The 20,543-nt window shown below is 73.3% G+C and carries 18 protein-coding genes; 13 read left to right on the forward strand and 5 right to left on the reverse strand.

What is annotated here, in order from left to right:
- The first annotated feature begins 32 nt into the window (after window positions 1-32).
- Together ACFWI8_RS03600 and ACFWI8_RS03605 are read left to right on the forward strand one after the other, a co-directional pair.
- On the forward strand, window positions 33-1,217 hold the full coding sequence (locus tag ACFWI8_RS03600) for a M6 family metalloprotease domain-containing protein (RefSeq protein WP_387085098.1): 1,185 nt from the start codon (window positions 33-35) through the stop codon (window positions 1,215-1,217).
- 56 nt (window positions 1,218-1,273) lie between these two features.
- On the forward strand, window positions 1,274-3,421 hold the full coding sequence (locus ACFWI8_RS03605; RefSeq protein WP_387085100.1) for a glycoside hydrolase family 127 protein: 2,148 nt from the start codon (window positions 1,274-1,276) through the stop codon (window positions 3,419-3,421).
- A 13-nt stretch (window positions 3,422-3,434) separates the two neighbouring features.
- On the opposite strand, the gene ACFWI8_RS03610 is transcribed toward ACFWI8_RS03605, so the two are convergent.
- Window positions 3,435-4,391, reverse strand: a complete 957-nt coding sequence (locus ACFWI8_RS03610; protein ID WP_387085102.1) for a helix-turn-helix transcriptional regulator — start codon at window positions 4,389-4,391, stop codon at window positions 3,435-3,437.
- A gap of 120 nt (window positions 4,392-4,511) precedes the next feature.
- Between ACFWI8_RS03610 and ACFWI8_RS03615 the strand changes: the two genes are divergently transcribed.
- From ACFWI8_RS03615 to ACFWI8_RS03625, 3 genes are all read left to right on the forward strand, one after another.
- A complete protein-coding gene (locus tag ACFWI8_RS03615; protein ID WP_387085104.1) occupies window positions 4,512-5,198 on the forward strand; it encodes an alpha/beta fold hydrolase in 687 nt (228 codons plus the stop codon).
- Between the two features lie 191 nt (window positions 5,199-5,389).
- The gene (locus ACFWI8_RS03620; RefSeq protein ID WP_387085106.1) at window positions 5,390-5,830 is read left to right on the forward strand and encodes a MarR family winged helix-turn-helix transcriptional regulator; all 441 of its coding nucleotides are present in this window, start codon (window positions 5,390-5,392) and stop codon (window positions 5,828-5,830) included.
- Between the two features lie 305 nt (window positions 5,831-6,135).
- The gene (locus tag ACFWI8_RS03625; protein ID WP_387085108.1) at window positions 6,136-7,377 is read left to right on the forward strand and encodes an AMP-binding protein; all 1,242 of its coding nucleotides are present in this window, start codon (window positions 6,136-6,138) and stop codon (window positions 7,375-7,377) included.
- A gap of 112 nt (window positions 7,378-7,489) precedes the next feature.
- Here ACFWI8_RS03625 and ACFWI8_RS03630 read toward each other — a convergent pair whose 3' ends face one another.
- Window positions 7,490-9,157 (reverse strand): FAD-dependent monooxygenase, encoded by a 1,668-nt coding sequence (locus ACFWI8_RS03630; protein ID WP_387085110.1) that lies wholly within the window; start codon window positions 9,155-9,157, stop codon window positions 7,490-7,492.
- A gap of 312 nt (window positions 9,158-9,469) precedes the next feature.
- Here ACFWI8_RS03630 and ACFWI8_RS03635 point away from each other — a divergent pair, with 312 nt between their 5' ends.
- From ACFWI8_RS03635 to ACFWI8_RS03655, 5 genes are all read left to right on the forward strand, one after another.
- The gene (locus ACFWI8_RS03635) at window positions 9,470-10,594 is read left to right on the forward strand and encodes a ScbA/BarX family gamma-butyrolactone biosynthesis protein (RefSeq protein WP_387085112.1); all 1,125 of its coding nucleotides are present in this window, start codon (window positions 9,470-9,472) and stop codon (window positions 10,592-10,594) included.
- A gap of 41 nt (window positions 10,595-10,635) precedes the next feature.
- Entirely contained in the window at window positions 10,636-11,322 is a 687-nt protein-coding gene (locus ACFWI8_RS03640) for an HAD family hydrolase (protein ID WP_387085114.1), read from the forward strand.
- Window positions 11,319-12,359, forward strand: a complete 1,041-nt coding sequence (locus tag ACFWI8_RS03645) for a 3-oxoacyl-ACP synthase III family protein (RefSeq protein WP_387085115.1) — start codon at window positions 11,319-11,321, stop codon at window positions 12,357-12,359. Before ACFWI8_RS03640 ends, ACFWI8_RS03645 begins: the two co-directional genes overlap by 4 nt.
- Window positions 12,360-12,432: 73 nt before the next feature.
- The gene (locus ACFWI8_RS03650) at window positions 12,433-13,866 is read left to right on the forward strand and encodes an MFS transporter (protein WP_387085117.1); all 1,434 of its coding nucleotides are present in this window, start codon (window positions 12,433-12,435) and stop codon (window positions 13,864-13,866) included.
- A gap of 29 nt (window positions 13,867-13,895) precedes the next feature.
- Window positions 13,896-14,885 (forward strand): cyclase family protein, encoded by a 990-nt coding sequence (locus ACFWI8_RS03655; RefSeq protein ID WP_387085119.1) that lies wholly within the window; start codon window positions 13,896-13,898, stop codon window positions 14,883-14,885.
- Between the two features lie 21 nt (window positions 14,886-14,906).
- Here the strand turns inward: ACFWI8_RS03655 and ACFWI8_RS03660 are convergent, their stop codons facing one another.
- Complete coding sequence (locus ACFWI8_RS03660; RefSeq protein WP_311599494.1) at window positions 14,907-15,338, reverse strand: MarR family transcriptional regulator; 432 nt, start codon at window positions 15,336-15,338, stop codon at window positions 14,907-14,909.
- A 162-nt stretch (window positions 15,339-15,500) separates the two neighbouring features.
- Here ACFWI8_RS03660 and ACFWI8_RS03665 point away from each other — a divergent pair, with 162 nt between their 5' ends.
- From ACFWI8_RS03665 to ACFWI8_RS03675, 3 genes are read left to right on the forward strand one after another with little or no spacing between them, the layout of a single operon-like run.
- Window positions 15,501-16,208 (forward strand): DUF2271 domain-containing protein, encoded by a 708-nt coding sequence (locus ACFWI8_RS03665; protein WP_387085121.1) that lies wholly within the window; start codon window positions 15,501-15,503, stop codon window positions 16,206-16,208.
- Window positions 16,209-16,218: 10 nt separating this feature from the next.
- The gene (locus ACFWI8_RS03670; protein ID WP_387085123.1) at window positions 16,219-17,103 is read left to right on the forward strand and encodes an FAD:protein FMN transferase; all 885 of its coding nucleotides are present in this window, start codon (window positions 16,219-16,221) and stop codon (window positions 17,101-17,103) included.
- Complete coding sequence (locus tag ACFWI8_RS03675; RefSeq protein ID WP_387085125.1) at window positions 17,100-18,278, forward strand: ferric reductase-like transmembrane domain-containing protein; 1,179 nt, start codon at window positions 17,100-17,102, stop codon at window positions 18,276-18,278. The genes ACFWI8_RS03670 and ACFWI8_RS03675 overlap by 4 nt, the downstream gene beginning before the upstream one ends.
- Window positions 18,279-18,317: 39 nt before the next feature.
- Here ACFWI8_RS03675 and ACFWI8_RS03680 read toward each other — a convergent pair whose 3' ends face one another.
- Together ACFWI8_RS03680 and ACFWI8_RS03685 are read right to left on the reverse strand one after the other, a co-directional pair.
- Complete coding sequence (locus ACFWI8_RS03680; protein WP_387085127.1) at window positions 18,318-19,142, reverse strand: hypothetical protein; 825 nt, start codon at window positions 19,140-19,142, stop codon at window positions 18,318-18,320.
- Window positions 19,143-19,231: 89 nt separating this feature from the next.
- Window positions 19,232-20,446 carry a glycosyltransferase gene (locus ACFWI8_RS03685; RefSeq protein WP_387085129.1) on the reverse strand — a complete coding sequence of 405 codons (1,215 nt, stop codon included), beginning with the start codon at window positions 20,444-20,446 and terminating at the stop codon, window positions 19,232-19,234.
- Window positions 20,447-20,543: the final 97 nt, after the last annotated feature.

Here is a 20,543-nt window from a genome sequence, read left to right on the forward strand (position 1 = left end):
ACGTTGCGTCACGCAGAACAGAGGAGAGAACGTTGCAGGAAAGACGAACGGCCGCGCCGGCGATACTGGCGATCACCGCCCTCCTCGTCACCGGCCTCGCGGCGGCGCCCGCCACCTCGGCCGCCGAACCGAACGCCGCGCGGTGCAGGCTGCCCGCCGCCACCGACGACCTGGGCTCCGGCTTCCCCGTCGACGACCAGGCCCTGCCCGCCGTCGGGACGCTCAGGGCGGCGATGGTCTTCGTGGACTTCGCGGACCACCCCGCCCCCCGCGGCTCGCTGCGGGGGGCGGAGGCGAACCTGCGCTCCGGGGTCGAGTACCTGGAGGACCTCTCGGGCGGCGAGCTCGACATCGAGGTCACCGGCTCCGACACCTGGGTGCGGATGCCCGAGCCGTCGACGTCCTACCCCTTCGACCGGGGCCTGAGCTACGAGGACCACGTCCGGTACATCGGGGACGCGGTCGAGGCCGCCGACGACGGGTTCGACTTCTCGAACACCGACGTGGTCTGGGTGGTCGCCACCGAGGAGGCGGAGAACATCAGCTTCTCGCCCACCACCAACCACCTCGACGTGACGGCCGACGGCAACCACCTCACGCACGCGGTCACCTTCGGGTACGACCAGTGGCGTTGGGGCGGCCTGGTGCTCGCCCACGAGACCGGGCACACCCTCGGCCTACCCGACCTCTACCTCTTCGAGGCGCCGCCCGACGATCCCACCAACTGGCACGCGGCCGTGGGTGGTTGGGACCTGATGGGGCTGATCTCAGGACAGGCGCCGGAGTACTTCGCCTGGCAGCGCTGGCAGCTCGGCTGGCTGGAGGACCGGCAGGTGGTCTGCGCGCCGGCGCGCGGCTCGACGACCGCGACGCTCGTCCCGGTCGAGGAGTCGACCACCACCGCCCGCCCCTCCGACGACGCGACGCTGGTCCTGCCGCTCTCCGCGACCAGGGCCGTGGTGGTCGAGAACCGGCAGGCCATCGGGTACGACCGGGAGATCCTCACCCCGGGCGCCCTCGTCCACACCGTCGACACCAGCGTGCGCACCGGACGGGGACCGATCCGGGTGGTGGACGCCACGCCCGGCTCGCCCGACGGCCTCGACGACGCCCCGTTCTGGCCCGGCACGTCCTGGACCGAGCCGTCCACCGGCGCGGTCCTCACCTTCGAGCGGGCGCGCGGCGACGACCTCCGGGTCACGGTCGACCCGTCCTGACCCCGCCAGCTCCCCCCCAGCCCTCCGGCCCCCTCGCCCCGAAAGGTGGGACCCCCATGACCAGACCGCCGTCACGTCGGACGGTGCTCGGCCTCGCCGCGGCCGGCGCCGCCGCGCTGCCGCAGCTCACCCCCTGGACCGCCGCCGCCTCCGCCGCCTCCCCGGAGGCCCCCGCCGCCAACGCCAACCCCCTGCCGATCCCGGACAGTTGGCGGGTCCACCCGTTCCGGCTCGACCAGGTCTCCCTCACCGAAGGCGTGTTCCAGGCCAAGCGTGACCTGATGCTCGACTACGCCCGCGCCTACCCCGCCGACCGGATCCTCGCCGTCTTCCGCGCCAACGCCGGGCTCGACACCAGGGGCGCCACCCCGCCCGGCGGTTGGGAGACCGCCGACGGCAACCTCAGGGGCCACTACGCCGGCCACTTCCTCACCCTCGTCGCCCAGGCGTACGCCGACACCCGCGAGCCGACACTCCACGAGAAGCTCCGCTACCTCGTCTCCGCGCTCGGCGAGTGTCAGGCCGCGCTCGCCGCCTCCGACGACCCCCCGAGCCACCCCGGCTACCTCGCGGCCTACCCGGAGACCCAGTTCGTCCTGCTGGAGAGCTACACCACCTACCCCACCATCTGGGCGCCCTACTACACCTGCCACAAGATCATGCGCGGGCTGCTCGACGCGCACGTGCTCGGCGGCGACGAGGAGGCGCTGGGGATCGTCTCCGGCATGGCCGACTGGGCGCACAGCAGGCTGAGCCGGCTGCCGCGCGAGCAGCTGGAGCGGATGTGGGGCATCTACATAGCCGGCGAGTACGGCGGGATGGACGAGGTGCTGACCGACCTGCACACGCTTACCGGCCGGCCCGAACACCTCGCGACCGCCCGGCTCTTCGACAACACCGCGCTGCTCACGGCCTGCGTCGAGAACCGCGACACCCTCGAAGGCAAGCACGCCAACCAGCACATCCCGCAGTTCTCCGGCTATGTCCGGCTGTACGACGAGACCGGCGACGCCGACTACCTGACGGCCGCGCGGAACTTCTGGGGCATGGTCGTCGGCCCCCGCACCTACGCGCTCGGCGGCACCGGGCAGGGCGAGATGTTCCGCGCCAGGAACGCCGTCGCCGCCACCCTCGACGCCAACAACGCCGAGACGTGCGCCGCGTACAACATGCTGAAGCTCAGCCGGTACCTGTTCCTCCACGACCCTGACCCGGCGTACCTGGACTACTACGAGCGGGCGTTGACCAACCAGATCCTCGCCTCCCGCCTCGACCGGCCCTCCACCCGCGACCCGCAGGTGACCTACTTCATCGGCATGGGCCCCGGCGTGCGCCGCGGCTTCGGCAACACCGGCACCTGCTGCGGCGGCACCGGCATGGAGAACCACACCAAGTACCAGGAGACGGTCTTCCTGCGCTCGGCCGACGGGGAGGCGCTGTACGTCAACCTCTACGTGGCCGCCACCCTGGACTGGGCCGAGCAGGGGCTCGTCCTCGCGATGGAGAGCGACTTCCCCCACGAGGGCGACCGCGTGCTGACGGTGCGCGAGGGCGGCGGCCGGCTCGACCTGCGGCTGCGCGTCCCGCACTGGGCCACCCACGGCTTCACCGTCACCGTCAACGGGGTGCGGCAGCGCCTCGACGCCCGACCCGGGACATATGTGAGCCTGCGCAGGACCTGGCGGCGCGGGGACGTGGTGCGCGTCCGGACACCGTACCCGCTGCGCGTCGAGGCCACGCCCGACGACCCCACGGTGCAGGCGCTGTTCCACGGCCCGGTGCTGCTGGTGGCGCGGGACGCGGCGACCGAGCTGGTCGAGCACTCGCTCTACCCGCGGCTCGCCCTGGACGGCGACCTGGCGGCGGTGGTCCGGCCGGCCGGCGCACCGGGGCACTTCACCCTGGACGGCCGCACCCTCGCCCCCTTCCACCTCGGCGACGAGGCCCCCTACCACGCCTACTTCCGCCGCTCCGAGCCGGTCATCGCCTTCCGCGACGCCGACTCCGGGGTGCCGAACCGCGCGGCTCCCGACGGGACGACGTACCTGGACCGGCTCTGGTCCCGGGCCCCGTTCCGCGACCGGCCGGCCTTCCTGCGGGCGGCGCGCGCGGTCGCGGACGAGTGGCGGGCGGCGGGCCGCCTCGACACCGCCGAACGCGCCGCCGTGCTGGCGGCGGCCGAACGCGCCGACCTGGCGCCGTAGCGGGACCGGCGCGCTAGTCGCCCAGCGAGGCGGTCAGGCGGGCCGCGAGGGCCGCGACCGCGGCGCGCAGTTCGGGTCCGCCCGCGACGCGGAAGTCGAGCGGCACGTTCGCCAGCCACTCCTGCGCGTACATCGTCGGGTTGCCGGTGCTGCCCACGAGCACGCAGCCGGTGCCCGACGGTTCGAGGCGCCCCATGGGCGGCCGGATCCAGGGCGCCACCCGCTCGGGCGGGTCGGCGAACACCACGCGGGTGGGGAACTCCCAGCCGGTGCCCAGGTGTTCCTCCAGGACCGCCACCGGGTCCAGGTCGGCGGGCGGCTCGAACTCGTGCGTGGTCCGCGTGACGGCGCGGACCCGGTCGACGCGGTAGGTGCGGATCGCGTCCGCGCGGTGGGAGTGGCACAGCAGGTACCAGCGCCCGTGGCGGACCACGACCGCCCAGGGGTCCACCTCCGCCGTCCACTCGGCGCCCGACTCGGCGCGGTAGGCGACCAGCACCCGGCGGCGGGCCGCGACCGCGGCGACGAGGGCGCTGGTGGTGGCGGGGTCGGGGCGGGCCGCGTGGCGGTCGGGCGTGGCCGAGGCGCCGGCGCGCAGCGCGGCCGCCTGCCGTCCGACGGTCTCGGGCAGGGCCTGGACGACCTTGTCCAGGGCGGCGCCGACCGGGTCGCCGCCGTCGACGGCGGCCGGCTGCCCGTCGAGCACGGCCATGACAAGCCCCAGCGCCTCGGCCTGGGTGAAGACGATCGGGGGCAGCCTGGTGCCGCGCCCGAGCCGGTACCCGCCGTGCGGTCCCCGGCTCGACTGGACCGGTATGCCGGCCTCCCGCAGGATCCCGACGTACCGGCGCGCGGCGCGTTCGCTGACGCCGAGGCGCTCGGCGAGTTGGTCCGCGGTGGTGCCGGGGCGGGTCTGGAGCAGCTCCAGGACGCGCAGGGCCCGGGCGGTGGGGCTGGTCTCGATCGGCACGGGGGCAACCTAGACGGTTCGGTCACATACCGGAAGTGGATCGTCCGGAATCGGTCCTAGGGTGACGTGCGCGATCGCGTTCGGCGGCCGGCCGACCGCGGGGGAGAACGGAGAAGGATCATGGACATCCTGCTGATCGGGGGACTGTGGCTGGACGGGTCCGCCTGGGACGACGTCGCCGCCGGGTTGCGGGCGCTCGGGCACCGCCCCGTGCCGCTCACCCTCCCCGGGCAGGGGGACGGCGCCACGTCCGCCACGCTGGACGACCAGCTGGCCGCGGTACTGGCCGCGGTGGACGCCGCGGCCGAACGGCCCGTCGTGGTGGGGCACTCCGCCGCCTGCACGCTGGCCTGGCTGGCCGCCGACGCGCGCCCGGGGCGGATCGCCCGCGTGGTCCTGGTCGGCGGTTTCCCGGCCGCCGACGGGCGGCCCTACGCCGACTTCTTCGCCGTCCGGGACGGCGCCGTGCCCTTCCCCGGCTGGGCGCCCTTCGAGGGGCCCGACGCCGCCGACCTGGACGAGGCGGCCAGGCGGCGCTTCGAGTCCCGCGCGATCCCCGTCCCCGAGGGGGTGGCCACCGGGGTGGTGCGGCTGACGGACGAGCGCCGGTTCGGGGTGCCGGTGGCGCTCGTCTGCCCCGAGTACACGCCCGCCCAGGCCAGGGAGTGGATCGACGCCGGCGAGATCCCGGAGCTGACCCGGGTCGAGCGGCTGGAGATGGTCGACCTGGACTCCGGCCACTGGCCCATGTTCAGCAGGCCGCGTGAGTTCGCCCGGCTGCTCGCGGAGCTGGCCGGCGGGGCCTGACGGGCCGTCGGTCGGGCGAGGGGAGCGCCGTCCGCCCGCGGGCATCCGCCCAGGGCGGACGGCATTGCCGTTGATACTCTTTGCCTTATCCTTACCTGAAGCCCCATCCCACATGCACCCATTCCCTGGCATCCGGCACCGGTCGAACGCGGTCTTGTCCAACGGGAAACCATCTACATAGCGTGGTTGATATGCCCCCTACTGTTAACGAGCGCATCGGCCACCGCATCAAGAGGGTCGAGCAGGAGCTGGTCTCGGCGAAGCACTCGGCGCTGCGCCCCTTCAAGGTCAGCGTGCCGCAGTACAACGTGCTGCTCGCGCTGGGCCAGGAGGCCGGGCTCTCTGGTGCGGCGCTCGCTCGCCGGTGCATGGTCACGCCGCAGACCATGTCCTCGGTCCTCGCCACGCTGGAGAGCCGGGGTCTGGTGGAGCGCAAGCCCCACCCCGTGCACCAGCACGTCCTGGAGAGCCGGCTCACCCGGGCCGGGCGCGCGCTGCTCAACCGCGCCGACGCGGCGGTCACCGAAGTCGAACAGAAACTGACCGATGCCTTCACGGCGCCGGAGGCGGAGCTTTTCCTCACGCAATTGGACCGATGTCTGGAAGCACTCGGTGACGGGTCGGCCGGCTAGCCGCCTCCGTGTGACCTGGCGGGCTTCCGCCGCGCAGCGTGCACGGGCCCGTGAAGTGGTACGGACCTAAACCGTGAGGTATCGAGGCCATGAAGGAATTCCAACGGCCTCACCCGGGGGAAACCGGACGGTAGATCTCCGTTTTGCAACATGGCGCTGGATGTTTCCTCGCGCGATTCGCCAGCCGCGCACAAGATGCACCTATCGGAAACCAAATCCAGCCATCCGAAGGGTATCTTCTCCATAGCTGTGAGGGGCCGTTGCTGCCGGTCCGCCCGTTCGTCAGTGGTGGAGGTCTTAAGAGAATGTCGTCCACGAAGCAACCACCCAGGGAATCCCAGGCGGAGATATCGACCACCCACCTACGGTTGATCCTTCGTGGGGCGCGACGTATCCCCTCGCTCCACCGCAAGTACCTCGACAACCTCGACCCGCAGCAGCCGTTGTCCCTCGCAAACCTGCCGGTGCTGACGCCGCACGAGTTGTCGGTCGCGACCGGTGAACTGCTGCGCGACCGGGGCCCGGACGACGGCTCGGTCATCTACGTGGGCGGCGGCACGCACGCGAGACCCAGCATGAGCCTGTTGCCCCAGGGCATGTTCGTGGAGGAGATCCACGGTTCCTGGGGCGCCCTGAAACCCGGCGACGTGCTGGCCAACTTCTTCCCGGCCGGGCGGACGTTCCCCACCCACTGCTTCTACAACCGGCTCGCCACCCACGCCGGCGCCTCCGCGCTCTCCGTCGGCGACGTGCAGGAGGGCCAGTTCGACCGCTGGTTGGACTTCTGCGCCGAGTACGGGGTGAGCGTGATCGCCGCCCCGCCCGACATCGTCGGCCGGCTGCTGCGGCACGTCGCGGCCGGCCACTCGGTGCCGTGGCTGCGGAAGCTGCTGATCGGCGGCGCGTTCCACGACCCCACGCCGCAGCGGGAGATCGCCGAGCGGCTGCCGGACGTCGAGGTCTGGCAGCTCTACGGCTCGGCCGAGGCCTGGATGGTCGGCCATCGCGGCCCCGGCTGCGCCGAGGGGGTCTTCCACCTGCTGCCGCACCAGTACGCCGAGATCGACGGCGGCCGGATCCTGGTCACCACGACCGGGGTGCACCGGGCGCCGCCGTTGATCCGTTATCTCATCGGCGACCGCGGGGCGTTGGCCGACTGCGGGTGCGGGCGTCCTGGGCGGGTGATCCGGGTGCTCGGCCGGATCACCCCCGCCGTCGTCTACCAGGGGCGGCCGATCCGGGCCCGCGAGCTGGTGGACCTCGCCCTGGAGACCGGCGAGGTGACCGCCGCCCAGGTGGCGGTCGTCACCACCGAGGGCGGCGACGAGACCACGGGGGCCCTGGAGTTAAGGGTCGTCCTGGCGGACGGGGTGCCGGACGACCACTACACGCGCGAGTGGATCAGGTTCCAGGCGCTGAGCGGCCACCTGGCCCTGGACCCCAGGGCCGCCGAGCACGCCGAGGGGTTCCAGGTGGTCGTGGTGGACAGGTTGGCCGACGACGGCTCGGGCGAGCCGCCGGCGCTGGTGGTCGAAGAAGCAGGGTGACGCCGACACGTCGGCGTGCGTACGGGGGTACGCGGCTCACGGTCGCGCCGGTTGGGCGCGGTGAGCCGCCTCTCGCTGTCGCGGGAGGGCGGCCGGTGGGACACCGGCCCGGTCAGGCCGTCAACGGCCGGGCCGTGACGCGGCCGTGGGCCGCGGCCCCGGGCAGCGTCTTCCGCGAGGCGTCCGGCTCCCCGAGCAGGACGGTCAGTTCGGTCCGCAGCCGGTCCACGTCTCCCGAGTGCCCGTGCGCCGCGATATGACCGTCGGGGCGGACCAGGTAGTACCCCTGCTTCCCGCAGCCGGTGACCCGACGCGCCGTGTGGGCCGGCAGTTCGACCAGGCCGAGCCGCTTCCGGTCCGACACCACCGCGTCGAGCCGCGCGTGCCAGGCGGCCGCGCCGGCCTCGGCGACCGCGACCAGGCTCCAGCCCATCGGGTCCGCGTCGGGTCCCGCGATGCCGAGCGACACCGCCAGCTCCCGGGGGAAGACGGCGCCGATCCGCACCCGTCCCGGGAGCCGGCCGAGCAGGCGGCAGGACGACTGGCGGCCGCCCGGGCGCTGGGTGTCGCGCACCGGCGGGTAGGCGATGCGGCGGCCGGCCATCACCGGCGCGTAGAAGCGGGACATCGCCCCGGTGCGGTCCCCGATCCGGAACGCGGCGTCGCGGACGACCACCTCGGAGCGCCGCTTCACCATCCAGGCCCGCGTCTGGATGTCGGTGTCCCTGACCACCTGCCGCGCCACGGCCGCGCGTTCCGGGCCGTAGCTGAGCAGCAGTTCGGAGGGCGCCTCGTCGTGGATGACCGCGGCCAGCTTCCAGGCCAGGTTGTGGGCGTCCTGCATGCCGGTGTTGAGGCCCTGACCGCCGGCCGGGCTGTGGATGTGCGCGGCGTCGCCGGCGATGAACACCCGGCCCAGCTGGAAGTCGTTGGCGTGCCGCGCGTGCACCCGGAAGACGCTCTCCCAGACCGGGTCCGTGATCCGCACGCCCCGCGGGCCGCGTTCGTCCACGATGCGCTGCATGCTCGCCACACTCACCGGCTCGCCCGGGGTCAGGCTGCTGAAGAAGCGGAAGACGCCGTCCGGGAGCGCCACGATGACCAGCGCGCCGGCCGGCGACTGGTAGTACAGGGCCTGGTCCTCGGGGAGCGAGCCCTCGATGCGCGCGTCGACGAGCGCGAAGGCCGACTCGTAGGTGGAGCCGGTGAATCCGGTGCCGATGAGGCTGCGGACCGTGCTGCCGGCGCCGTCGGCCCCGATCACGAACGGCGCCCTGGTGCGCTCGATCCGGCCGTCGGCGTGCTCGAGGATCGCGGTGGGGCCCGACACGCCGTCGATGCGTCCTGAGAAGTCGAGGCCGTCGAAGTTGAGCAACCGCACCCCGCGTTCCACGGTGCCGCCAAGGCCTTCCAGGGCGCCGCGCAGGATCCGCTCGGTCTCGTTCTGCGGCAGGCACACCGGTACCAGCGGTGCGGGGAAGTCGAAGGTCGCCAGGCGCTGACGGTCCGAGAAGTAGCTGAAGGCGTTGATCGCGAGGCCGGCCGCGCGCAGCTCGTCCAGCGCCTCCAGGTCCTCGAAGAGGTCGAGGCTGCGCGGCCACATCAGCAGTGCCTTGGGGAAGGGCGAGGGCTCGGGCGCGCGGTCGATGATCCGCACCCGGACGTCGCGGCGCAGCAGCTCGCAGGCGGCCATCATGCCGACCGGCCCGCCGCCGACGATCAGGACGTCGTACTCCTTCTCCGGTGTGTCGTCGTGCGGTGTCTCATCAGCGCTCGACATGCCCCGTGACTCCTATCCGATTGACGACGACCATCAGATCTCTTATGGTCGTACGCGATCATATGACGTATCGACCCCTGAGGCTAGGGAGCGTCTCGACGTCCGACCAACGTCGAGGCAGGGGGTCTGATCGTCGGCCCGGTCGACGCGGACCGGGCGAGAAACGGGGAACAGCGGCGCAGCGCACGGCTCGACCAGCCGTGGCCACGCGCTGCCTCGGCGCCTTGACGTCGCCCCGGGATCACCCTGCTCAAACCAAGTACGGCCAGTACCAGTGGTGAAGGACTACCCCGGACAGAAAGGTCGCACGTCATGAGCACCACCTCGTTCACCCGCCGGCAACCGCAGGCGGCGACCCCGCTGGACGATCTCGATCTCGACTTCAGCCGCACGGTGGACCGACTCCTGGTCCACCGGGACGCGCTGGGCGAGGTCTTCCTCACCGACCTCCGGCGGATCGACGACGAGAGCTACGCGGCGGCGGCCCAACTGCCGCGGTCGCACGCCTACTACGGGGACCACCAGCTGCGCCCCAGCTTCCACGACCCGCTGCTCCTCCTGGAGGCCTGCCGGCAGGCCAACCTCGCCGGCGCGCACCGCTTCTACGGCGTGGCCGAGGACGACAAGTTCATCCTGACCCACCTGCGGCTGACCCTGACGCACCTGCCCTCGCTGGTGGTCGGCCCGGCGCCGCTCCCGCTGGTGATGCGGGTCCGGGTGGTCAACCGCAAGGAGCGGGACGGCCGGGTCACCGGCCTGGACTACGCGATCGAGCTGTGGGTCGACGACACGGTCGTCGGCACCTCGGAGATGGGCCTCCGCTTCAAGACGCCCACCGACTACCTGACGCTCCGGCTGAACAACCGCGGCGGCCGCGCCCTGCCGTCGTCCGCCACCCTCCCGCACGTCACCCCCGGCACCCCCGTGCCGCCGCACCTGGTGGGACGGCACGCGGCGCAGAACGTCGTCCTGGTCGACGCGGCCACCACGGGCGCGACGGGCCACGCGGCGCTGCGCACCCCGGCCGACCACCCCAGCATGTTCGACCACCCGCAGGACCACCTGCCGGGGATGGTGATCGCCGAGGGCGCCCGCCAGCTCGCGCTCTTCACCGCCCTCGACGTGTGCGGGATGTCCGCCGCGAAGGTCTTCCCGACGGACATCGACGTCCACTTCACCCGCTTCGGCGAGCTGGAGGACGAGACGGTCCTGACGGCGGAGGCGAACGAGCGGGTGCGGATCCCGTCCGAGCCGACCGACCCGGGGGTCTACTACACGCAGGGGGGCCTGCTCGAACTCCCCGAGTCCGGCGAGGAGTCGCTCTGGAACGGCGGGGGCGCCGCGCTGGAGCAGCTGCCGGTGCGGGTGGAGGCGCGGCAGCGGGACGAGCTCCTGTGCGTCGTCAACCTCACCCTGACCCGGGTGTCGCTCGGCTGACGACCGGCCAACGAGGCAGAAGCGCGGAAGGGGAGAAGCAGATGCCGAATTCGATGGTGTTCTCGGACGTCGACGAGACCGTGATCCGGATCAAGAGCATGTTCCGGTTCCTGGAGTTCTACCTGTCACGCCGTGGCGAACCGGCCGGCACGTACGACCGGTTGCTCGGCGAGATACGGCGCGGGGCCGACAGCGGCGTGCCGCGCCAGGAGATCAACCGCAGGTACTACCGCTTCTACGCGGGCGAGGAGGCCGACCGGCTGGCGGCCGTCGGCAAGGACTGGTTCGCGCACGAGTCGGAGCGGGGGCTCTTCGTCCCCGGGACGCGGCGCGCCCTCGACGCGCACACCGCGGCGGGCGAGCCGATCGTGCTGATCTCCGGTTCCTTCTTCGCCTGTCTCGACCCGATCGCGGAGGCCACGGGGGCCGAGTGGGCGATCGGCACCCGGCCCGTGATCCGCCGGGGGCGCCTCACCGGGGAGGTGCTCGTGCCGATGATCGGCGCCGCCAAGGGGCGGGCCGTGCGCGTCGCGGCCGCCGTGCGGGGCGTGGACCTCGCCGACTGCACCGCGTACGGGGACCACATCAGCGATCTCGACCTCCTGGGCGCAGTGGGGCACCCGGTGGTCGTGGGCGCCGATCCCGCGCTGAACGCCCATGCGCGGGAAGCGGGTTGGCGACGCCTTCCCGTGGACGACGTGCCGTTCGGAGAACTGGAGACCGCATGAGCGCCATAGGAATCCTGGGCACCGGATCGATGCTGCCCAGCGTGGTCGTGACCAACGAGGAGATCGGCAACGGCGCCGGCGTCACCGACGAGTGGATCATCAGGAAGACCGGGATCCGCGAGCGGCGCAGGGCCCAGAAGCACCAGGCCACCTCGGACCTGGCCGCGGCGGCGGCCGAACGGGCGCTGCGGCAGGCGGGGGTGCTCCCGCACGAGGTGGCGTACATCGTCCTGGCCACCTCCACACCCGACCAGCCGCAGCCGCCGACGGCCAGCTTCGTCCAGCACCTGATCGGCGCCGTCAACGCGGTGGCGTTCGACGTCAACGCCGTGTGCAGCGGCTTCGTCTACGCGCTGTCCCTGGTGGAGCGGGTGCTGCGCACCGAGCCGGCGACCGAGGCCAGGTACGGCCTGGTGATCGGCGCCGACATCTACTCCCGCATCCTCGACTACTCGGACCGCAGGACGGCCATCCTCTTCGGGGACGGCGCCGGCGCCGTGGTGCTCGGCCGGACCACGGAGGGCGACCGCAGCGGCATCCTCGCGACCAGCCTGGTCAGCCGCGGCGACCAGCACCGGCTCATCGGGGTGCCGGCCGGCGGCAGCCGGATGCCGGCCACCGCCGACACCGTCGAACAGGGCGCGCACTTCTTCCAGATGGACGGCCGCGGGGTGCGGAGCTTCGTCCAGGAGAACCTGCCCAAGGCGGTGCACAAGCTGCTGGCGGACGCCGGGATCGGCGCCGACGAGGTGCGGCACTTCGTCCCGCACCAGGCGAACGGCGTGATGCTGCGCGAGGTGTGGCCCGAGCTGAAGCTCATCAACGCCGAACTCCAGCTCACCGTCGAGCTGCACGGCAACACCGGCGCGGCCTCCGTGCCCATCGCCCTGGACGCCGTGCACCGGGGCGGCGAACTCGCCGAGGGGGACGTGGTGTTGCTCTCCGCGTTCGGCGGCGGCATGGCGATCGGCTCCGCCCTGGTCAGCTGGGGCAGGACCCGGCACGCGCGGCCGGTACGCGAACTGCAGAGCACGTGACGCGGGTCCGCACGAACACAAGGTGTCTCATGTCCGTAAGAAGTCTTATGCCCGCCCGTGAGGGGTTGACCTCATGACGTCCGAATCCGCGCGTGAGCCATGGCCGGTGGCGGCCGTGGTGTGCCTGGCCGCCGCGCTGCTGCCCATCTCGCTGACCGGCGGCGCGCTGGCCGCGCCGGAGGTCGGCTCCGAGTTCGGCAGCGGCGTCGCGGCGACCCAGTGGGTGGCCAACGCCTACATGCTGACCTTCGCCGCGTTCATGGCCGTCACCGGTTCGCTGGCCGACCGGATCGGCCGGCGCCGGGTCTTCCTCGCCGGCCTCACCACCTTCGCGGCGGCGCTCTTCCTGGCCGCGGCCGGCCCCTCGGTGGCCGTGGTCGACCTGGCCAGGGCGCTCGCCGGCGCCGGCGCGGCCAGCGTCATGACCTCGGGCAGCGCGATCCTCGCCGACGCCTACACGGGACCCCGGCGGGCCCGGGTCTTCGCCATGCTGGGCACCGGCATCGGCCTCGGACTCGCGCTCGGCCCGCTGATCGGTGGCGGGCTGATCGCCCTGGGCGGCTGGCGGACGCTGTTCGCCGTGATCGCGGCGGTGGCGACCGTGGTGCTGCTGGTCAGCCCCATGGTGGTGCGGGAGTCCCGCGGCCCGGAAGGCGATGTCGACTGGGCCGGCGGCCTCACCTTCACCGCCGGTCTCTCCGCGCTGATCTTCGCCCTGGTCGAGGTCCAGCAGCGGGGCTGGACCGACCCCCTGGTGCTGGCCGCCGTGGCCGCCGCGGTCGGGCTGCTCGGGGCGTTCGGCGCCGTCGAACGGCGCCGCCCCGAGCCGCTGTTCGACGTCTCGCTGCTCGCCGTGCCCAGGTTCGCGGCCGTCTGCGTGGTGCCGACCGTGCTGGCCTTCGGCTTCGTCGCCCTGCTCGTGGTGCTGCCGCCGTACCTGGAGTCGGTGGAGGGCGCCGACTCGGGCCAGATCGGCCTGTCGCTGGCGATCATGACCATCCCCGCCCTGGTGGTGCCCATGTTCGCCGGGCTCATCGCCGCCCGGCTCGCGCCCCGCACCATCCTCATGCTCTCCCTGGTGGCCCAGGGCCTGGGCGCCGCCTGGCTCACCACCGGCTTCAACCCCGCCGCCGTCGCCCTGGTGGGCGCCGGCTTCGGCTTCTCGCTCGCCGTCCTGGACGGCACCGCCGTCTCGGTGGTGGACCCGGGACGGAGCGGCATGGCGGCCGGTCTGTTCAACACGGTCCGGCTCACCAGCGAGGCGGTCGGCATCGCCGCCGTGGGCGCCGCGCTGTCGACGTTCCTGCACGGCAGGGTCGGCGAGGAGTCGGCGGCCGCCCTGCTGCGTGGCGAGGCCGTCGAGGGGCTCGCCGCCGACTACACCGGAGCCCTCGCCGTCGTCCTGTGGGCGGTGGCCGGGCTCTCCGCCGCCGGAGCCGCCGTCGTGTGGCGGCTGCTGTCCCAACCCACCGCCGAGCCGGTCCCCGAGCCGGCCCTCCAGCACTAGCCCGCACCCGTCACAGCGAAGGAAAGCCCATGTGCAGTCCAGCCCTGATGCGTCAGGTCCACATGCCCGCGCACGTCACGCCGCCGCACGTCCACGGCGCGGTGGTGGCGGAGCGCGCCCACCCCGAGCCGCACGAGGAGCACGAGGAGCACGGGCCCGACGAGGGCGGCGCCGAGCTCGCCGCCGCCGCCCCCGGGCGGCGGGTCGGGCGGCGCGCGCTGTTCCGGATGTCCGCGATCGGCGGCGCCGGCATCGCCGCCACCACGGCGCTCGGCGGCGTCGCCAGCGCGGCGACCGCGACGGGCCGGGGCGCCGGCCCGAGCGGGCGCTCGCCGCGGGTCGTCGACCTGACGCACGAGCTCGGGGAGGACTTCCCCGTCGTCTACAAGCTCGTCGAGCAGCCCGAGATCGAGCAGATCAAGTTCCTCGACGTCGACGGCTTCAACGCCAACCAGCTCACGGTCAACGAGCACTCGGGCACCCACATCGACGTCCCCGGGCACTTCAGCCCCGGCGCGCCCACGCTCGAACAGCTCTCCGCCGAGCTGCTCGTGGTCCCGCTCGTCGTGATCCGGATCGCCGACCGCGCCTCCCGGGACCACGACGCCCGCCTCACGGTGAACGACATCCGGAAGTGGGAGAGCCGGTACGGGCGGCTGCCGGCCCGGTCGTTCGTCGCGGTGGACTCCGGCTGGTGGCGCCGGGTCAACACCCCGGGCGCCTTCCTCAACGAGGACTCCAGCGGGGTCTTCCACTTCCCCGGCATCAGCCCGGAGGCGGCCGCGTTCCTGGTCCACGAGCGGAACGTGGTCGGCGCGGGCACCGACACCAGCAGCCTCGACGGCGGCGCGGCGGCCGTTCCGCTGACCCACCAGACGCTGCTGCCCGCGGGCAAGTACGGGATCGAGAACCTGGCGGCGCTCGACTCGGCCCCCGACAGCGGCGCCACGCTGATCGTCGGCGCCCCCAAGCACCGCGGCGGGTTCGGCGGCCAGATCAGGGCGCTCGCGCTCGTCTGACCGCCTGGCGTCCGCGGGGAGTCAGTTCTCCAACGCCGCGGAGCAGCGGCCGAGATACTCCAGGAACGACTCGCGTTCCTCCGGGGTGAACAGCTTGCTCAGCCGCTGCTCCACGGCGACCGCCGCCCTGTCCGCCTTGCGGAGCCGGCCCTTCCCCAGCGGGGTGAGCCGGGTCTCCAGCACGTGCTGGTGGGTCGGGTGGGGCAGTCGCTCGACCAGGCCCACCCGCTCCATGGTGTTCAGCACGGCGGACATGGTCTGCGGCGTCACCAGGCAGCGGCGGGCCAGGCCGGCCCCGGTGAGCCCGGGCTCGGTCGACAGCACCAGCAGCACGGTGTACTGGGAGACTGTCAGCCCGAACTCCTGTACGGCGGAGTGCTTGGCGGCGATGAGGTGCTGCTCCGCGCGCTTGACGTGATGGCCGATGCGTTCATCGACCGGGAGATCGGTCACGGTGATTCCTGCGTCAGGGGATCGTGCATGGCCGTCAGTATGTGCCCGCGCGGGCCCATGGGTGGTGCTGCGCATGGTAAATGCTCTGAAAAGACGTACTGATATACGTATTCCTGCGACCATAAGATAGCGAACAGTCAGCAGGATGTTGAGGGAGGGCTCATGCCGGACCGCACGAGTCGGGTGATCGTGCCGATCGTGGTCATCACCGGCGTCGCGGCCACCGCGACCGGCGCCTACCTCCACCAACTGCCCGACCCGCCGGCCGCCGTCGCGGCCGGGGAGGCCGGGGAGCGGCCGGCCCCGGCGACCACGGCGCTGCTGCCGGAGACCGCCGAGAGCCTCGGCCTGGTCCGCGTCTCCTACCGGCTCCACCGCATACCGACCCACGCCAGCAACCAGATCGCGGTCTGGATCGAGGACGCCGACGGCGCCTACGTCCGCACCCTCTTCGCGACCAGCTTCACCGCGAACGGCGGCTACGACCGCCGCCCCGAGTCCCTGCCCCGCTGGCGGCAGACCGCCGGCTGGTCGGACGCCTCCACCGAGGAGATCGAGTCGGCCAGCCGCCCCGCCCAGGACGAGGGCGAGCACACCCTCTACTGGGACGGCACCGACCGCGACGGCGTCCCGGTCCGCCCCGGCCGCTACACCTACCGCGTCGAGGGCAACGTGCTGTGGGAGCGACGCGTGCTCCACACCGGCACGATCGAACTCGGCACCGTCGCCAGCGCCTCCCGCGCCGAGGTCGAGTACCTGCCGGAGGAGGCCCGCGAGGAGCCCGTCCTGGTCGAGGACGTCCGGGCCAGCTTCACCCCCGGCGAGCCGCTCGACCCGGGGGCCGTCACGACCTACACCCGCGGCTCCTGACGTGCGCGCGGTGCGCGAGCGCGTGATGGGCACCGAGCTGCTCACCGTCCTCCCGCCGGGTGAGACGGCGGCCGTGCTCGGCTGGCTCCGCCAGGCCGAGGCGGTCTTCAGCAGGTTCAGGACCGACAGCGACGTCTCCCGCGCCAACGCCGGCGGCCGGGTCGCCGTCTCGGACCTGTTCCTGCTCGTCCTGGCCGAGGCATGCGCCCACCAGGAACGCACCGGCGGCCTCTTCAGCCCCTTCCTCGGCGCCGAGCTGGCTCGCCTCGGATACGCGGTCGACTTCGACTCCGTCGGCGTGGCGGACCCGGCACCCCGCCCCGCCGCGACCGACGCCACCGCACGGCCCCGGGTGCACCTCGACCACGAGCACGGCACCGTCCGGCTGCCCGCCGGGGTGGCGGTCGACCTCGGCGGGTTCGTCAAGGGCTGGAGCGTGCAGGCGGCCGCCGACGCCCTGCGCTGCGGGCGCGGACTCATCGACGCCGGCGGCGACCTGGTGGCCTGGCGCGGCCCGGCCGACCCGCCCTGGCGTGTCGGCGTCGAGCACCCGCTGCGTCGGGAACCCGTCGGCGTGCTGGAGCTGCCCCGCTCCGCCGCCGTCGCGACCAGCAGCGTGGTGCGCCGCAGCTGGCCGAGCGCCACCGGCGGCCGACTGCACCACGTCATCGACCCGCGCACCGGCGAGCCGGCCGACTCGGACTGCCTCCAGGCCACCGTCCTGGCCCGGAACCTGGCCACGGCCGAGGTCCACGCCACCTGCCTCGTCATCCTCGGCACCGTCGAGGGCCCCCGCTGGCTGGCGGAGCAGGACCCGACCGCCGGCTGGCTCACCGTGGACCGCGAAGGAGCCGTCCGCCACTCGCCGGAACTCCCCCTGGAGCGAGCCGCGTGACCCGACTGACCGCCGTCATGCTCCTGACGGCCCTGCCCTTCCTCGCCCTGCTCGGCCGCACCGACGACGTCGGGGACGCCGCCAACCTCGTCGGCCTCGGCGGCGCGCTCGCCCTGTGGTGGCAGGTGGTGCTCGGCGCCCGGCAGATCTCGGAACGCCTCTGCCGCGACCGGCTGCGCGTCGTCGCGCTGCACCGCTGGCTCGGCGGCTGCGGCGCGTTCCTGGTGCTGCTGCACCCGCTGCTGGAGACGATCGCCAACCGCCAGGACCTGACCTACCTGGTGCTGCTCGACTTCTCCTGGGTCGAGTCGAGCTACACCTCGTACGGCCGTGTCGCCCTGCTGCTCTTCCTGGCGCTGTGGCTCACCAGCACCCTGCTGCGGGGCGCGATCCGGCACCGCCTCTGGCGCCACGTCCACTACGTGTCCTATCCGCTGACCGGCCTGGTGTTCCTGCACGCCCACGGCATCGGCACGTTCCTGGCCGAGCTGCCCTGGCTGCGCGCCTACTGGCTGGCGCTGGCCGGCTGCCTCGCGCTGCTGGTCGCCTGGCGCCTCGCGGTCCCGCTGTGGTCGCACCGCTACCGCCTCGTCGCGAGGGACCGGCTCTCGCCCACCGTCACGCAGTACACGCTCGCCCCGCTCGGGAACCGCCGCGCCCGCCGCCCGGCGCCGGGACAGTTCTGCTACCTCCGCCTGGGGCCGCTGTCCCGGGCGCACCCGTTCAGCGTCGTGGGACAGGGCGAGGACGGCACGCTGGCCTTCGCCGTCAAGCGCGCCGGCCCGTTCACCGCCCGGCTCGACGGCCTCGAACCGGGCGCGGTGCTGCGCCTGGACGGCCCCTACGGCAGGTTCACCCGGCAGGCCAGGCTCGACGACCGGCCCGCCGTCCTCATCGCCGGCGGCATCGGGATCACCCCGTTCGTCGACCTGCTCCGCCGGCACGCCGGCCCGCACATGTCCCTGCTCCACGTCGTCTCCTCCCCGGCGGAGGCCGTCTTCCGCGACGAGCTGCGCGACCGCCTCGGCCCCCGCTACACGGAGGAGCGCCGCCTGGTGCCGCGCGCCCGCTACTTCGTCTGCGGCAGCCCGGGCTTCGTGGAGTCCACGGTCGGCGGCCTGCGGGCCGAGGGGGTCGGGCGCGACCAGCTCTTCACGGAGCACTTCGACTGCTGAACGCCGTGGGGGCGGCCGGCCGCCCCCACGGCCCTGCGGTCAGGCGCGCCCGCGGCGCCGGACCAGGAGGACGCCGCCGCCCGCCGCGACGGCGAGCGCGCCGACGGCGCCGACGGCCGGGAGCGCGCCCCCGGAGCCGGTCTCGGCCAACTGCGGCCTGTCGTCGGGGGTGGCCGACGGCCGGGTCGGCTCCGGCTCGCTCGGCGTCGGCTCCGGCTCGGTGGGCGTGGGCTCGGGCTCGGTCGGCGCCGGTTCGGTGGGCGTCGGCTCGGGCTCGGGCTCGGTGGCCGCGATGTCGAAGAACAGCTCGGAGCTCTCCGCGGCCCGGGAGCACGCTCCCTCGGGGCTCACGTGCCTGGCACTCAGGAAGCCGTGCATCGCGCCGCTGGCCTCCTCGCCGAGCCGGACGCGCACCTGGGGCTCGATCCAGTCCCCGGGCTGAAGGTCGGCCACGGCGGCGAAGTTGCCGCCGTAGGCGTCGGACTCGAACTGGATATCCCGCCAGCCGGTGGGCCCCAGCCACTGGAGCGAGTAGGTCCAGCGCTCGTCCGGCTCCCGGTCCTCGGTGGGCCACAGGTCCGCGTAGACCAGGAGGTTGGGCAGCGGATCGGTGCCCGTGTTGGTGACGCGCAGGGAGAACTCGGTCCACTCGCCGGGCACCAGCGCCTCGGGCGCGTCGCGCACCTCCCAGCCGACGTGCACGGGCACCTCGTCCCCTCCGACGCACTCGCCGTCCCAGTCGACCACCTCCCCGGGCGGCAGCGGGGTCACCTCGGCCGCCTGCGCCGTCCCCGTCAGCGCGCCCAGTGACACCGCCCCGGCCGCCACGGCGACCGCGCCCCACCGTCCGATACGTCCTCGCATGAACGATCCCCCTCATAGAGATGACATCTGAATGAATGTCCCTGTCACCCATATGACGGTCCGGGGGGCCGTTATGTTGTGCCGGCGGCTCAACCCGTCACGATTTTCACCAGATCCCCGACCGCGTTCTCGACCGGTGGCAGCGTCAGCATCGCGAGCCGCGCCCGCCGCGCCCGGGCCGCGGTCCGCCGGTCCGCCAGCACGGCGCGGCAGTCGGCGGCGACCCCCTCCGGGGTGCGCGTGGTCACGCACCGGCCGAGGCCCAACTCCTCGACCCGCCTGGCGTTCGGGTACTGGTCGGCGAACTGCGGCAGCACCACCATCGGCGTCGCGGTCCGCAGCGACTCCCGCACGCTGTTGAAGCCGCCGTGCGTCAGGAAGACGTCCGCCGCCTCCAACAGCAGCGGCTGCGGGATCCGTTCGACGACGTGGACATGCGGCGGCGGCTCACCGGGTCCCGCGTCGACGCCCCCGGTCGCCAGGACCACGACGCAGTCGTCGAGCCGCGCGACGGCCTCGGCCATGGTGCGCAGCGTCTCCCGCGCGTCCGGGAACAGGACGGGCGGCGCGGGGGAGGAGGCCCGCTCGCACGTCGCCGGCAGCACGGTGCCGAGGGCCGCGAAGACCAGCGGGCGGTCGGCCCCCAACTCCGCGACCCACGCCGGAAGCGCGGCGCCGCGCGCCACGTCGACGGTCTGCCGGTACGCGAGCGGCGACGGCTCCAGGTACCGGGCGAAGGACAGCGCCGGCGGCACGTAGTCGATCCGCCCGTACGGCAGGAGCGACAGCGGGTCGTCCCTGACGGGCAGCCCGACCTCCTCCCGGGTGGCGTTGAGCGGACCGAGGATCTTGGCGGGGTTGAGGACGTTGGTGGTCCCGGACGGGGTGGGCAGGTGGGGCACCCCGAGCCGCTCACCGACCAGACAGGCGCCGAGGTCCATGCCGTCCCGCAGGATCAGGTCGGGCTGGAACTCCTCGGCGACCGGCAGCACGGCCGCGTAGGAGTCGGCCGCGCCCTCGCGCGTCATGCCGCGGAACAGGGCCGGCATCAGGTCGCGTTGGAACGCCTCGGGATCACCGTCCGGCGGCTGGCCCCCGCCGCCCCGGTACCGCTCGACCCACCCGCCGGGATCGAGGTCCGGCATGCGCGTCACCACCCGGACGTCGTCCTCCCGGAACACCGGGGCCAACACCTCGTCGGTGACCACGAGCACCTCGTGCCCGGCGGCGGCCAGGGCGCGCAGCAGCGGAAGTTGGGCCCGCCCGTGGGAGGGGCTGCCCATCGTCGTACACATGACCCGCATCGGTGATCGGCCTCCGTATCGCTCTCCGGCAACGGCGATACGAACCTGGCCCGGCGACGCCCGGAAGATCCCCCTCCCACCCCAGGACAATCCGATC

This window comes from Streptomyces sp. NPDC127098 (assembly GCF_042722465.1).
Taxonomy (GTDB): Bacteria; Actinomycetota; Actinomycetes; order Streptomycetales; family Streptomycetaceae; genus Streptomyces; species Streptomyces millisiae.